Origin of the sequence: Kitasatospora sp. NPDC059599 (genome assembly GCF_042735125.1) — a bacterium.
GTDB lineage: Bacteria > Actinomycetota > Actinomycetes > Streptomycetales > Streptomycetaceae > Kitasatospora.
Map to the genome: position 1 here is coordinate 1 of NZ_JBHWCL010000008.1, position 13,916 is coordinate 13,916.

General features: G+C 73.7%; 13 protein-coding genes. 7 read left to right on the forward strand and 6 right to left on the reverse strand.

Features of this window, described 5'->3' with window-relative positions:
• Window positions 1–390: 390 nt before the first annotated feature.
• From ACFV04_RS04625 to cydB, 4 genes are all read left to right on the forward strand, one after another.
• Window positions 391–633 (forward strand): DUF6296 family protein, encoded by a 243-nt coding sequence (locus tag ACFV04_RS04625; RefSeq protein ID WP_380335229.1) that lies wholly within the window; start codon window positions 391–393, stop codon window positions 631–633.
• 155 nt (window positions 634–788) lie between these two features.
• Window positions 789–1,322, forward strand: coding sequence for a hypothetical protein (locus ACFV04_RS04630; RefSeq protein WP_380526769.1), 534 nt, complete (start codon window positions 789–791; stop codon window positions 1,320–1,322).
• A 479-nt stretch (window positions 1,323–1,801) separates the two neighbouring features.
• Entirely contained in the window at window positions 1,802–3,184 is a 1,383-nt protein-coding gene (locus tag ACFV04_RS04635; RefSeq protein ID WP_380526771.1) for a cytochrome ubiquinol oxidase subunit I, read from the forward strand.
• Between the two features lie 9 nt (window positions 3,185–3,193).
• Window positions 3,194–4,207 (forward strand): cytochrome d ubiquinol oxidase subunit II, encoded by a 1,014-nt coding sequence (gene cydB, locus ACFV04_RS04640; protein ID WP_380335221.1) that lies wholly within the window; start codon window positions 3,194–3,196, stop codon window positions 4,205–4,207.
• Window positions 4,208–4,361: 154 nt separating this feature from the next.
• Here the strand turns inward: cydB and ACFV04_RS04645 are convergent, their stop codons facing one another.
• Both ACFV04_RS04645 and ACFV04_RS04650 read right to left on the reverse strand, forming a co-directional pair.
• Window positions 4,362–4,718, reverse strand: a complete 357-nt coding sequence (locus ACFV04_RS04645; RefSeq protein WP_380526773.1) for an STAS/SEC14 domain-containing protein — start codon at window positions 4,716–4,718, stop codon at window positions 4,362–4,364.
• A 454-nt stretch (window positions 4,719–5,172) separates the two neighbouring features.
• Window positions 5,173–6,600, reverse strand: coding sequence for an alpha/beta hydrolase family protein (locus tag ACFV04_RS04650; protein WP_380526869.1), 1,428 nt, complete (start codon window positions 6,598–6,600; stop codon window positions 5,173–5,175).
• A gap of 390 nt (window positions 6,601–6,990) precedes the next feature.
• On the opposite strand from ACFV04_RS04650, the gene ACFV04_RS04655 reads away from it, so the two are divergent.
• Window positions 6,991–8,343, forward strand: a complete 1,353-nt coding sequence (locus ACFV04_RS04655) for a sensor histidine kinase (RefSeq protein WP_380526775.1) — start codon at window positions 6,991–6,993, stop codon at window positions 8,341–8,343.
• Window positions 8,340–9,002, forward strand: coding sequence for a response regulator (locus tag ACFV04_RS04660; protein WP_380526777.1), 663 nt, complete (start codon window positions 8,340–8,342; stop codon window positions 9,000–9,002). Before ACFV04_RS04655 ends, ACFV04_RS04660 begins: the two co-directional genes overlap by 4 nt.
• 345 nt (window positions 9,003–9,347) lie before the next feature.
• Here ACFV04_RS04660 and ACFV04_RS04665 read toward each other — a convergent pair whose 3' ends face one another.
• Entirely contained in the window at window positions 9,348–10,094 is a 747-nt protein-coding gene (locus tag ACFV04_RS04665; protein WP_380335210.1) for a phosphotransferase family protein, read from the reverse strand.
• Between the two features lie 345 nt (window positions 10,095–10,439).
• On the opposite strand from ACFV04_RS04665, the gene ACFV04_RS04670 reads away from it, so the two are divergent.
• On the forward strand, window positions 10,440–11,246 hold the full coding sequence (locus tag ACFV04_RS04670) for a SpcZ (protein WP_380526779.1): 807 nt from the start codon (window positions 10,440–10,442) through the stop codon (window positions 11,244–11,246).
• Window positions 11,247–11,271: 25 nt separating this feature from the next.
• Here ACFV04_RS04670 and ACFV04_RS04675 read toward each other — a convergent pair whose 3' ends face one another.
• From ACFV04_RS04675 to ACFV04_RS04685, 3 genes are read right to left on the reverse strand one after another with little or no spacing between them, the layout of a single operon-like run.
• The gene (locus ACFV04_RS04675) at window positions 11,272–12,144 is read right to left on the reverse strand and encodes a TauD/TfdA dioxygenase family protein (RefSeq protein WP_380335206.1); all 873 of its coding nucleotides are present in this window, start codon (window positions 12,142–12,144) and stop codon (window positions 11,272–11,274) included.
• Window positions 12,145–12,175: 31 nt separating this feature from the next.
• On the reverse strand, window positions 12,176–12,871 hold the full coding sequence (locus ACFV04_RS04680) for a hypothetical protein (protein WP_380335203.1): 696 nt from the start codon (window positions 12,869–12,871) through the stop codon (window positions 12,176–12,178).
• Window positions 12,834–13,883, reverse strand: coding sequence for a GSCFA domain-containing protein (locus ACFV04_RS04685; RefSeq protein WP_380526781.1), 1,050 nt, complete (start codon window positions 13,881–13,883; stop codon window positions 12,834–12,836). Before ACFV04_RS04685 ends, ACFV04_RS04680 begins: the two co-directional genes overlap by 38 nt.
• Between the last annotated feature and the right edge of the window lie 33 nt (window positions 13,884–13,916).

The following is a 13,916-nucleotide window of genomic DNA, read 5'->3' on the forward strand; positions in this document are numbered from 1 at the left end:
GAACCGGACGGACCCGGACCGGCCGCCACAGGCGGTCCTCCATCCCGACGGCCGCCGGCGCGTCCCCCTCGCGGGCCGGGCCGACGGCACCACGCGGCACGCCTTCGTCCACGGCCTGCTCCACGGACACGAGCGGCACACCGCCGACGCGGCGCAGCGACGGCCGCCGGAGCTGCGCCGCCGCGCGGACCGGCGCAAGCTCACCCGGCTGCCCCGGGCACCGTCGTCCGGCCCCCGCGGCCCTCGGCACCTCCGAACACCCCCCGCAACCCCGCGACGACCGTCGACCGGTTGCCCGCTGCCCGCCGCGCAGGCGGGCAGCGGGCGGACAATGGACCCCCACCCGGTTTCGGTCCGGGACCGGATGCGCGCTGAGGACGGGATGTGGTCGTGGTGGCAGGGGATGCGGCCCGCTGGATGCTGACGTTCCCCGGACCCGTGGGATCCCACGGCGAGCAGGACACGGTGGTGGTGGAGCGCCAGGCCGGGCACGGGCCCCACGGGCACCCGGTGTACACGGACACGGACCGAAGGGTGCGGGTCGAGATCGACGAGGAGGGCCTGGTCCACGTCCTGGAGTGCCTGGACCGGCCGGTGCCGGACACCCCGGTCCATGCCCACCCCTTGCGCTGACCGGGCCGCGGCGCGCGGGTCGCGGCCGCCCCGGCCTGCCGGGGCGCGGCCCCTCGGGCCGGGTGAACGCCCGCGACCCGCGGCCCGTACTGAGGGGTGCGCCGCCCGCAGGACCACCGCACCAGGGCCGGCGCCCCTCAGAAGGAGCCCCTCTCATGCGACGTCTCGCCTGGGCAGCGGCACTGCTGCCCGCCCTCGCCCTCGGGGCAGCGGCCTGCGGCAGCAGTGGTGGAGCCAAGTCCGCCCCCGCACCGGCCGCCCCCTCCCCGCCCGCCACCTCCTCACCCGCTCCCGCCGGCCAGCCGCCCGCGGTGTCCGCCGCCGGTGGGACCACGGTCGCGGTGCACGATTCGAAGCTCGGCACGATCCTGACCGACGGTCAGGGCCGCACGGTCTACCTCTTCGAGAAGGACGGCCCGAGCATGTCCGCCTGCGACGGCACCTGCGCCGTCGCCTGGCCCCCGCTGACCACCACCGGCACCCCCCAGGCGGGCAGCGGGGTCAGCGCAGCCGACCTCGGCACCGTCACCCGTGCCGACCACAGCATCGAAGTGACCTACCACGGCCATCCGCTGTACTACTTCGCCGGTGACCACGCTCCCGGCGACACGAACGGCGAGGGCTCCAACGCGTTCGGCGCGGGCTGGTACGTGCTCGGCCCGAACGGCGGCAAGATCGACAACAGCTGACGGGAGCGGCCTGCACCGTTCATCCCTGACCGGGCGCACCTCACCCCTGACCGGGCGCACCTCGGTCACGACCGGACGCACCTCGGCGCCCCGGGACGACTCGCGTCGTGGAACCCGGGGCGCCGAGGTGAGTGTGCGGTCAGTACGGGAGCGGACGGCCCGAGGGCGTCCGCAGATCGAGCGGTGGCCGCGGGCGTAGTGGCGCGGGGCGCTTCTTCACCGTGATCGTGGTCATCTCCGTCACCTCCTTGAGCCCGGAGGACCCACCGGGAGTCTGCCCAACCAGCGGGATTTCTACCGGATCCGGCGGCATCGGCTCGGGCGCGCGCGGGGTCACGCTCCCCACCACCGCCGGCGCCCCCGGCCGGCCGGTTCCGCCGATCGGCCGACACCCGCCAGGGCTAACCCCGGCGGCGCCGCCCCGCCGGGGCCGCAGGTGCGTGGTTGACTGGGGCCCAGCGCCCCGCGATCGGATCCACATGAGTCAACTCGACCTGGCCAGGCTTCAGTTCGCCATGACGTCGGTCTACCACTTCCTGTTCGTTCCGGTCACCATCGGCCTGGGCTTCCTCACCGCCCTGCTGCAGACCGGCTGGCACCGGACCGGCCGACCCGAACTCCTCAGGCTCACCCGGTTCTTCGGCGTCCTCCTGGTGATCAACATCGCGGTGGGCGTGGTGACCGGCCTGGTACAGGAGTTCCAGTTCGGCATGGACTGGTCGCAGTACTCACGCACCGTCGGCGACGTCTTCGGCGCGCCGCTGGCGATGGAGGGCCTGGCCGCGTTCTTCCTGGAGTCGACCTTCCTCGGGCTGTGGCTGTTCGGCTGGGACCGCCTGCCGCCGAGGGTGCACCTGGCGACGATCTGGGCCGTGGCCGTCGGCGGGGTGCTGTCCGCGGCCTTCATCATGGCGGCCAACTCCTGGATGCAGCACCCGGTCGGCTACACGATCGACCCGTCCACCGGCCGGCCCGTCCTCGACGACGTGTGGGCGCTGTTCACCAACCCGGTGTTCCTGCGCGGGTACCTGCACGTGATCCTCGCCTCGGTGGTCACCGGGTGCGCGGTGATGCTCGCGGTCTCCGCCTGGCAGCTACGCAAGGGATCGTCCCCGCTCGCCTTCCACGCAACCGCCAAGCTGGCCCTGGTCGTCATGGTCCCGGTGCTCCTGGTCGCGATGCTGGTCGGCAGCGAACTCGGCGTCACCGAGGGCAAGTACCAGCCGATGAAGATCGCCGGCGCCGAGGCCCAGTGGGACACCTGCCAGCCCTGCTCGTTCTCGCTGTTCCAGATCGGCGGGGGCACGAACGACATGACGCCGACCCGCATCCTCGCCGTCCCGCACCTGCTCTCCCTGCTGGCCACCAACCACTGGAACGGGCAGGTCCTGGGCCTCAACGCCGTCCAGGCCCAGTACGAGCAGCAGTACGGGCCCGGCAACTACGTCCCGAACATCTTCATCCAGTACTGGTCGATGCGGGTGATGGCCTACCTCGCCGTCGTGCTGCTCCTCGTCGGGCTGTGGGGCCTGTGGCTGCTGTGGCGCAAGCGGCTCGGCACCGCGCACCGGTTCCAGCGGGTGGCGGTCTGGGCCTCGGTGCTGCCGTTCCTGATGAACACCGCCGGCTGGCTGCTCACCGAGAACGGCCGCCAGCCGTGGATCGTCCAGGGCATCCAGCTCACCCGCAACGGCGTCTCGCCGTCGGTGAGCACCACCACGGTCGCCATCAGCATCCTGGTGTTCCTCCTGCTCTACGCGGCGCTCGCGATCGTCGAGGCCGTCCTGATCACCCGGTACGCCCGCAAGGAGCTGTCCCCGCCGCCCGCCGAGGACGCCCCGGTCCCGGCCCTGAGCTACTGAGGCCCCTCGATGGCGCTCGCCACGTTCTGGTTCATCGTCACCGCCGTCCTGTGGACCGGCTTCTTCGTCCTGGAGGGCTTCGACCTCGGCGTCGGCATGCTGCACACCGTCGTCGCCCGCGACGAACCCGGCAGACGGGCGGCGATCAACACCATCGGCCCGCTCTGGGACGGCAACGAGGTGTGGCTGATCGTCGCCGCCGCCGCGATGTTCGCCGCCTTCCCCGACTGGTACGCCACCGTGTTCTCCGGGCTCTACCTGGTGATGATCCTGCTCCTGGTCGGACTCATCGTGCGCGGCGTCTCGTTCGAGTTCCGCGGCAAGGTCGACGGCGTGCGCTGGCGCCGCACCTGGGACACCCTGCTCACCGCCGGCAGCCTGCTGGTGCCGCTGCTGATCGGGATCGCCCTCGGCGACCTGCTGCACGGCCTGCCGATCGACCAGAACCACGAGTTCACCGGCTCCTTCGGCGACCTGTTCTCCGGGTACTCGGTGTTCGCCGGCCTCACCCTCGTGCTGCTCTGCCTGCTGCACGGCGCGACGTTCATCGCCCTCAAGACCACCGGCGCGGTGCAGGCCCGGGCCAAGCTCCTGGCCCGCCGGACCGCACCGGCGACCGCCCTCGCCGTGCTGGCCTTCCTGCCGTGGACCCACTCCACCGCGGGCAAGGGCGTCCTGCCGGACATCCTCGAACTCGTCGCCGTCCTCGCGGTGGTCTCCGCCGTCTGGCTGACCGTCGGACGGCACGACGGCTGGGCGTTCGTCGCCACCGCCGTCACCATCGCGACCACCGTCCTGTCGCTCTTCGTCGACCTCTACCCCCGCCTGCTGGTCTCCAGCACCGACCCCGCGTTCGACCTGACCGTCCAGAACAGCGCCTCGGGCAACTACGCGCTGAAGGTGATGAGCGTCGTCGCCATCGTCTTCCTCCCCCTGGTGCTCGCCTACCAGGGCTGGACCTACCACGTCTTCCGGCTGCGCATCTCCGCCGAGGACTTCGGCCCGTCCCGCACCGCGGAGTGACGGGGCGGGGCGTCGACGGTGGCCCCGGCCCGAAGTGCCCGGGGTACGGCCGTCCGGACGCTCCGCCCAGGACCTCGACGACCTCAGGAGCCTCAGCGCGGACGGCGGGTGACCGGGGGCCGGTGGGCGGCACCGGCCCCGGTGACCGGTGCCGTCACCCGAGGACCCAGGCGACCGCCGCGTCCCGGTCGTCGAGGGCGAACACCCTGGTCTCCCCGGGAGTCATCCAGCCGAAGAGGGACGTCATGTGGTGCACCCAGTCGATGTCGGTCACCACGGCGATGCGCTTCCACGCCTTGAGGTGGCCGAAGCCGACCTTGAGGTCCTGCCACAGCGCCCCGCCCGACATGCCCTGGAAGTCGCGCATGACGATCAGGAACCGGACCTCGCCGGCCTCGGCCGCGACCTCCAGCGCCGGGAGCACCACATCGCGGTAGTCCTCCGCCGCGAGCTTCCCGCTCGCCTCGAACCCGATGACCCCCGCAGGCATGCCATCCAACAGCTCGATCACGAGATCTCCTCTCCGCCCCGCACGCGGGAACGCCAAGAAACCGGGACCTCCACACCGTCGGTCGCCGTGGCCGCAGCGTAGGCCCTGACCGCCGGGACGGGCCAACGAAACGCACGACGGCCGGGACCGCGCTTCCGGGCGGCCGGGACGGTGTGCGAGTCCGGCCCGGATCGGCACCCTCCGGCACCGACGGCTGCGCAGGCGACGATCCGGAACCGCGCCGGGCCGACGAACCATCACCGCATCCCCTCCGGCCCGTGCCGCTGACGGCCGGCGCACGCCCCCGCGCGCGGGAGGAGTCGACGCGCGGACGGCCCCGGGCCGTCGGTGAACGACGACCCGGGGCCGCCCGCCGTCGGTTCGGGCACGACCGTCCGGTCGGTGGATCCCGTCACCGTCCGGTCGGTGGATCCCGTCGTGCCGTCCGGCCGTCGTGGGTGCCCGGGGCGGCCGGTCAGCGGCCGCCGTCCGGGTGGTGGACGGTGAGGTCGCCGTAGGCCCGCAGGGCGCCGGCCAGGTCGCCGGGTTCGCCCCGCAGCGTGGCGTCCAGGAAGGCGAGGGTGGCTGCGGCGACGACGCGCGGGCTCCCGGTGCGGCCCAGGGAACCGACGATCGTGGGCACCGGCGGCAGGTACAGCGGGCCGTCCATGAAGGTGAGATGGGCGGCGCCGGGGACGGTGAGCCGGTAGCTCGTCGCGGTGCCGGCGTCGAGCGCCTGGGTGAGGCGGGGCAGGTAGCGCGGATCGGTTCCCGGGGTGATCGCCTGGGTGAGGGCGAGCGTCGGCTGGTCGAGGGCGGGCGAGGCGGGGCCGTGGGGGTAGCCGTCCAGGTCGATGACGGCGTCGAACCGGCGGTCCTGCCGGGCCGCCTGCAGGGCGGCGGCACCGCCCATGGAGTGGCCGGCCACCGCGACCCGGCCGGTGTCCAGGCGCCCGGTCAGCGGGTCGGCGGCCTCGCCCCGGTCGAGACCGTCCAGCCGGGTGAGGACGAAGCCGAGGTCGGCGGCCCGAACAGCCGTCCAGCCGGCCGCCAGCTCCTCGTCCTTGTCCGCATCACCGGACGAGGAGGTCTCGCTGGTGATCGTCCGGCCGTCGGCGAGGACGACGGCGGCGGAGTCGTACGGGTGGTCGAGCGAGGCGACCACGTAGCCGTGGCTGGCCAACTCCTCCGCCCAGGCGGTGTTCTGGGTGCGCACCCCGCCCGAACCGGGCGAGAACAGCACGACCGGGAACCGCCCCCCGCCGCCGTCCACCGGGGCGTCGAACACCGACCGGCTGCGGGCCCGCGGGACACCGTCGACCAGGAAGCCCGGCAGGCCGACCCCGCGGGCGAGGGCTTCGGCGACGGTGCGCGCCTCCTGCTCCGTCCGGCCGAGGTACTGGGCCCGCTGCGCGCCCGCGGGGCTCTTCTGCGCCGGGTACCAGAGCTGGACCACGACCGTACGCCGGTCGTCCGGATCGGCGGTGAAGGTCTCGGGGCGGCCCGGGTCCGTCCACTGCAGCACCCGGGTGCCGACCGCGAACTCGCCCGACGGCTCGGGGAACACGGGCACGGGAAAGGCCCAGGCGGCCACCGGGCCCGTGGCGATCAGGCCGACGCAGGCCACCGATCCCGGCAGCGCCAGCCACCAGCGGGCCCGCCACGCCGGCCGGCCGGAGCGGCGTCGCAGCAGTGGGGAGAGGGCGAACGGCAGCGCGAACGCGGCGCCCGCCAGGACCGGCAGCATCTGCCAGCGGATCCCCGCCACCGCGAGCACGATCGCGGACAGGACGAGAACCGCCCCCGCCGCGATCGTGACGCGTGGACGGGCGGCGGGGGGAAGCCAGCGCGCCACCACCAGCGCGACGGCACCCAGCAGGGCGAGGATTTCCAGGGGGGACATCTGCGGTCCCGTGATGATCTCGGTCACGTGGCCATGCTCGGCGCCGGACGTGCACGGCCACATCGCTCCCCGGTCGCCGTCGTCTGCAACCGGGGTCGCAATCCGCGGCGGCCCCCGTGCGACCGGGGCAGCGATCGAGCACACCGGATCAGCGTCCGCCCTGCGACCACGGGAGGTAGCGGCCTCCTCCTCAGGTCGCATTCCGGCGTGGTGCCGTCAGACGGTGGGGTCATGTGCTCCGCGGGGCCCGGGGTCTACCGTGACAGGGCCGCGGGACGGGCTGGGCAGCGATGCGGGCCGAGCAGCGATGCGGGCCGGGCAGTGATGCGGGCCGGGCAGCGGCAGGTGCCGGCCGGGGTCGACATGACGCCGAATCGACAGGGACGTGTGATGACCGAGGCGGCCGCGGAACCCGGCCATGCCCACCGGGCAGGCCGACAGGACCGGGACCTGGTGCAGGACCGGGTGCAGGACCGGGTGCAGGGCCGGGTACGCCGCCTGGACCGGGCCCGGTGGGCTGGGACCGCGTCACGGCCGACGAGCCGCGTCGGCGGTCCGGCCGCCGCACGCGCGGCACGGCTGGTGACGGCCGCCGGGCGCCGGACTTCCCGGCTGCCGCCCGTGCTGTGGGACTCGCTGCTGCCGGTGCTCCTCCTGCTCAACGTCATGACCACGCGTGTGCCGCACGAGCTGCCGGTGGCCGTGGCCCTCACCGCCGCCCTCGCGGTGCCCCTGCTGTGGCGGCGCCGGGCCCCGCTCGCGGTGTTCGGCGCCGTGGCGGCCGCCGCCCTCGTCCAGTGGCTGACGGACGTCCAACTGCCTGCGGACGTCGCCCTGTTGGTGGCCCTCTACACGGTGGCCGCGCACACCGGCCGGCGCGGCGCACTCGTCGCCGGTGCCGTCGTGGAGGCAGGGGTCCTGCTGGCCTGCCTGCGCTGGGCACCGGAAGGCGCGTTCCTGACCCCCTTCGTCGCGGTCACCGCGATGGCCGTCGCCGCCGCCGTCCTCGGGGTGAACGCGCGCACCACCCGCGCCTACCTGGCCGCCCTGGTGGAACGGGCCGCACGCCTGGAGCGGGAACAGGAACAGCAGGCGCGACTGGCCGTCGCCGAGGAACGGACACGCATCGCCCGGGAGATGCACGACATCGTCACCCACAACCTGTCCGTCATGGTCGCGCTCACCGACGCCGCCGTCTACGCGCAGCACCGGTCACCCGACAGGGCCACCGCCGCTATGCTCCAGATCTCCGAGACGGGCCGCCAGGCCCTCACCGACATGCGGCGCTCGTTGGGCATCCTGCGGACCGACGAACCGGACGCGCAGCGCCACCCGCTGCCCGGCATCGCCCAACTGGAGGCCCTCGCCGACCAGATGTGCGCCGCCGGGCTGCCGACCCGCCTCGACGTCCACGGCGGCCACGCCCACGTGACCGCCACCGCACAACTCACCGTCTACCGCGTGGTGCAGGAAGCCCTGACCAACACCCTCAAGCACGCCCCCACCGGCACGCGCGCGACGGTCCGGATCCACTGCTCGCCCGGGACCCTCACCGTGGACGTCACCGACGACGGCCGCTGCCCGCCGCCCCACGGCACCGCACCGTCCGGCCACGGCATCCCCGGCATGCGCGAACGCTCGGCCGCCTACGGGGGGACCTTGCGCGCCGGACCGCTACCGGGCGGCGGCTGGGAAGTCCACACCCGCCTCCTCCTCGACAGCAGCGGAGCGGCGTCCGCATGACGATCCGCATCCTGATCGCCGACGACGAGGCGCTGCTGCGCATGGCCTTCGGCACCGTCCTGGACGCCCAGCCCGACATGACACCGGTCGGCGAAGCCGCGGACGGCGGCCAGGCCGTACGCCTCGCCCGGGAACTGCGCCCCGACGTCGTCCTGATGGACGTCCGGATGCCCGGGACCGACGGGATCGAGGCGACCCGGCAGATCGTCAGGACCGCCCCGCGGAGCCGCGTACTGATCCTCACCACCTTCGACCTGGACGAATACGCCTTCGCCGGACTCGGCGCCGGAGCCTCGGGCTTCCTGCTGAAGAACACCAGGCCCGAGGAACTGCTCACCGCGATCCGCAACGTCGCCGCGGGCGACGCGGTGCTCTCCCCCCGGATCACCCGCCGCCTCCTGGAGGACCTCCGCCCGCACATCCCCGACGGCGCCGGCGCCGGCCCCGACGAGCGGCTGGGCCGGCTCAGCGCCCGTGAACGCGACGTACTCGTCCAGGTCGGCCGGGGCCTGTCCAACACCGAGATCGCGGCCACCCTGCACCTCGCCGAGGCGACCGTGAAGTCCCACCTGGGGCGGATCCTGCACAAGCTCGAACTCCGCGACCGGATCCAGGCCGTGGTCTTCGCCTACGAGAACCGCCTCGTCCGCCCGGCCTGACCGGGCTCCACCGGAGCCGACGGCCATGTCCTCGGCCCGGGTGCCGACGCGCCGCACCGTCGGGTACCGGATCACCCCGCACCCCGCCGGGCACGGCGCCGCCCCGGGCCTGTACCGCCGGGTCGCGGACCGAGCCACCGCGCCGCGGCACCGGTTCCGCCGCCCGCGCATCCGCGGGGAGATCCGCGACGACAGCCGTCAGGCGTTCCTCACCCTCGGCTGCGCCGTCATCCGCCGGCGACGGCTGCGCACCGCACCCTGCCGGGAGCAAAGGCGGGCGATGCGCCGCGGGGACGGCCTGTCGACGCGTCAGAACGCATACCTGGCGGTCGGGCCCGCGCGGTCTCACATCCGGGATCTCAGCACGTCGACCTCACAGCCCGGCGCGTAGGGGTCGAAGCCGTGCTCGGTCAGCCAGCGCACCACCAGCAGGCTTCGCAACGACCACCACGCGTGGATCACGTCGAGGTCGACGTCGGCGCCGTAGCCGGCGATGACGTCGCCGAGGTGCTCCTCGTGTCCGAGCGTGAAGGTGGCGAGGTCGTAGAGGGCATCGCCCTGGCCGGCCTCGGACCAGTCGATGATGCCCGTGACCTCGTCGCCGTCGACGAAGACGTGCGCGATCTGCAGGTCGCCGTGCGTGAAGGCCGGAGTCCACGGCCGGAGCGCGGCCTCGGCGACCTGACGGTTGCGGGTGACCAGGTCGGCGGGCAGCAGGCCGTTCGTCACGAGCACCTCGCACTCGTCGTCGAGTTCCGCCGCCAGCGCGACGATGCTCCGGCCGGCCCGTCCCGGCCAGGACGGCAGCGGCGCGTCATGCAGCCTCCGGATGGCGGTGCCCGCCGCGGCCCACGCCGCCGGCGACCCGGTCGACGGCCCGCCGAGGCGCCCGAGCGTCGTCCCCGGGAGTGCGGCCAGCGCGAGCACGGGCGGTCTGCACCACAGGACCTCCGGGGTCGGGACCGGCGCGAGGGACATCGCCTCGACCTCGACGTCGATGCGCGCCTGGTCGGCGTCCACCTTCAGGAACACGTCGCCGACGCGCAGAGTCGCACGCTCGGCATGGGCGACGACGACTTCGACCTCATCCATGGGCGACCAGTATCCCGGGGATGACCGCCGACGTCGCCGGGTTTGTCACGTGCGAGGAGGAGTCCTCCGTGCGTGTCCACGGTTCTTCCCGGGTCAGGGGACCGGTGGACCGTCTCGGCTCGCCGTTCCGCCACATGGCGACGATCCGGCACATCCCGTCGGGTCGGCGGCCCGGTGAACCGTCCGTGCCGGGAGACCGTCAGGGTGGGTAGCGGGATTCGATCAGCCCGGCCGGAAGGGCCGAGGTGATCCGCAGCCGTACGGGTCGGAGCCTCACGGCCCGCAGCAAACGGCCTGCAGCAAACGGCCCGCAGCAAGCAGACCGCCCAGTCAGGAGCAGAGCAGATGACCTCAGCGGAGACCTTCTCGGCCTTCTACGCCTCACTCGACGCCGTCGCGGGGGACGCCGGGCACCCGGCAGCAGGAGAGCGGCCGGCCGTGCCGGCCTGGCTGGCGCAGGTGGCGGAGGTGCTGTTCGACGGCCTGGACGCCGACGCGGCGGCGGACTGGGCGCGCCGTGTGCGCCGGGAGGTGCGGCGGTCGGACGGCGGGGTGCCGTTCAGCGTGGTCCATGACTGGTACTGCTCCGCGGTCGGCCCGGTGCTGGCCGAGGCGACCGCGCGCCGCGGCGGGTCCGCCGTACCGCAGCAGGTCGTCCTGGCCCTGCACACAAGGGCCTTGGGGGGCGGCCGGGTCGACGAGGGCACCTGGCGGGCGGCGCTCGAACCGGAGCTGCGGGAGCTCTTCCGGCACGCGTACCCGTACGCCGAGGCCTACGCCACGGCCGCTGCCGCCGCCGGTTCCTACGCGCTGGCCAACGGCTACGACGAGGCCGAGGCCGCCCGGTACGGCGAGACCTACGCGGAGCTCAACACCACGGCCAACGTGCGCGCCCACGCCGACGCGAACGCCCTGGCCAACGCCGCCGCCGTGGCGGCCGCGTACGCGGCGGCGGACCCGGACGCCTACGCCGAGACGTATCCGTCCGCCCGGGTCCGCGCGGTGGTGCGGGTCCACGCCGACGGGCAGGGCGAGCGCGGCGAACGTGCCGCCTGGGCGCGGCTGGCCGACGGTCTCGCCGCCGCCCTGGCCCGGGCGGCGGCGAGGACCGAGGACGGTACGGAGGCGAGGACGGCGGCGCACCCGGGCTGAGCCCGGGCCCGCCCTCCCGGTCGGCTCAGCCCTTGAGCGGTCCGCCGTCGATGGCGACCCGGCGGCCGTACCGGGTGTGCGGGTAGTAGTCGTACGTGGCGTGGTGCTGGACGCAGCGGTTGTCCCAGAACACCAGCGTGTCGGGGGTCCACCGGATGCGGCAGGTCAGCATGGGCCGCTGGGCGGGCAGGGCGCACAGCAGGTCGAGCAGGGCCCGGCTCTCGTCGGCCGACAGCTGGGGGATGCGCGCGGTGTAGGCCTTGTTGACGTAGAGGATCCTGCGGCCGGTCTCGGGGTGGCGCACCACCAGCGGGTGCTCGTTCTTGGGTATCACGTACCCCGGGGGCGGGGTGTAGCCCTGGAAGGCGACGAGGCCGTCGTGGATCGCGGTCAGGCCGTCGAGCAGTTCGCGCATCGTCGGGGAGAGCATCTCGTACGCGAGGTGCATGTTGGCGAACAGGGTGTCGCCGCCGCTGCCGGGTTCGGGGACGCGGGTGATGTGGAGCATCGACCCGAGCGAGGGTTCGGCGTCGGCGGTGCCGTCGGCGTGCCAGCCGTTGCCGGCGACGTTCTCCGCCTCGGCGCTGGTGCGGATCTCCAGGACGTACGGGTCCGCGTCGACCGGGGGCGGGTTGACCGGGCGCAGTTCGCCGAAGTGCCCGGCGAAGCGCTTGTGGTCCTCGTCCGTGAGGTGCTGGTCGCGGAAGACGAGGACGTGGTGGTCGAGGAACGCCCGCTTCACCTCGGCCAGTTGCTCGGCCGGCAGCTCCTGGGAGAGGTCGATGCCGGAGATCTCGGCGCCGATCACCGGGGTGACCGGGTCGACCGTGATGGTCCGGTACGGGTGTGCGGGCCTGGTGGTGACGGCCTTGACGGCGTCCAGTTCGTACTGCTCCATGGCGTGCTCCTGTGGTGGGGGGTCGAGGTCGTCACAGGCCGCGGGCCAGCAGATCCGCGAGGATCAGCCGGCCGAAGGCCAGGTTGCCGTGGATGGCGTCGTCGGTCTCGCAGAACTCGGGGCGCTGGAGGCCGTCCGGTCCGGTGGTGCGGGCGCGCAGGTCGACGAGTTCGACGCCGAGGGCGTCGAGCGCGCTGCGGACGGTCTCCTGCGCGGCCGTGAACACCGCCGGGTCGGACTGCTCCGGCACCCGCTGCGGCGGCAGCACGGCCAGGACCCGCAGGCCCAGGCCGAGTGCGTGGCGGTAGAAGGCCAGCGCGTCGCGGACGGTGGCACGGACGACGGCGTCGAACAGCGGCCCGGACAGGAAGCCCGGGGCGAAGCCGCCGTCGCGGTGGCGGTAGAGGCGCCAGTTCTCCCGGGTGGCGACGAAGTGCGCGCTGAGGCCGAAGGTGGACACCAGCGGGACCGTCAGACGTCCGAGGCCGTCGACGTCCAGGTCGGCCAGGAAGCCCCGGTAGTACTGTTCGGCCTCGGCCTTGCGGAACACCACGTCGTGTTCGCGCGGCTCGAAGAAGTCGTCGGTGAACTCGCGGCCGGCGCCGATCGGACCTCCCTGGAAGGGGATCCGGGCGGCCTTCGCGGCCCGGCCGATCGGGCCCGCGTGCGAGTCGCCGAGCAGCAGGAACCTAGCGGGGGCGGTAGTAGTCGAGGACGGCGTCGTCACAGGTGTCCCCTCCCTTCGGCTCCGCCGACGGCTCGCCGGTCCGGTCCGGTCGCGGACCGGCGGTGGGCCGCGACAGTGCGGTCATGAAGTGGCGCATGACGAAGTCGACGCCCTCGGGCGTCACTTCACGCAGGTTGGGGGCGTAGAACCGGCTCCGGAACGGGATTCCGGTGATGAGTTCGTAGGAGGGGAAGTAGTCGACGTCGTCGAGGTCCAGGGTGAGTTGCCCGGCCACCGTCCGCAGCAGCGACTTGGAGTGGGTGTTGGCGGTGAGCACGTGGTCGCCGGTCGCGGTCGCGGTCAGCGGGTGCGGGGACACGGTCAGCAGGACGCGCAGCCGCGGATTGGCCTCGCGGGCGAGTGCGACGGCCTCCGCCAGGTCCCGGTACACCTCGTCGAAGGTGAACCGGTGGAGGACGTGGCGCTCCGGGTCGAAGGTGCCGCGCACCGTACCGGGGCAGGACGGGAGGACGGTGCCGTCGGCGCGGTCCCGCCAGGCCTCGGTCAGGCCCAGGGTGAAGATGAGGCAGCCGGCCTCGGTGACGGCGTCGCGGATCGCGGCGAGGGTCGTCCCGCGGGCGGCCAGCATCTCCTCGGCCGAGGCGTGGCCGCCGGGTTCGACGGACGGGCGGTAGGGGTCGTAGGAGCGGCCGTCCTCCGACCACGCCCCGGTGGGCGGGGTCGTGCGGCCGAAGGCCCAGGAGAGCCACTGCCGCAGCACCGCGGCGGTGTAGATCGTCCCGGTGCGGAACGAGTACACCCCGTAGTGGCGCGCCCGGCGCTCCTCCTCGGTCAGCCCCGGCGGGGCGGGCTCCGCGTCGTACCAGTTCATGCCCCGCTCCAGCAGGGCGCGGCCGATGTGGGCGGCGAAGCAGGACCCGGCGGTGAGGACCGGGTCGTCCTGCCCGATCTCGAACGCGGGCGTCCACAGGTCGTCGATGGCGAGCGGGTCGGGCTCGGCCACGGCGGACCGCCAGAACGAGCGCGCCGGTAGGGACTGGTAGGGGTTCACGGGGGTGGTCTCCGATGGTCGGACGGTGGTGGG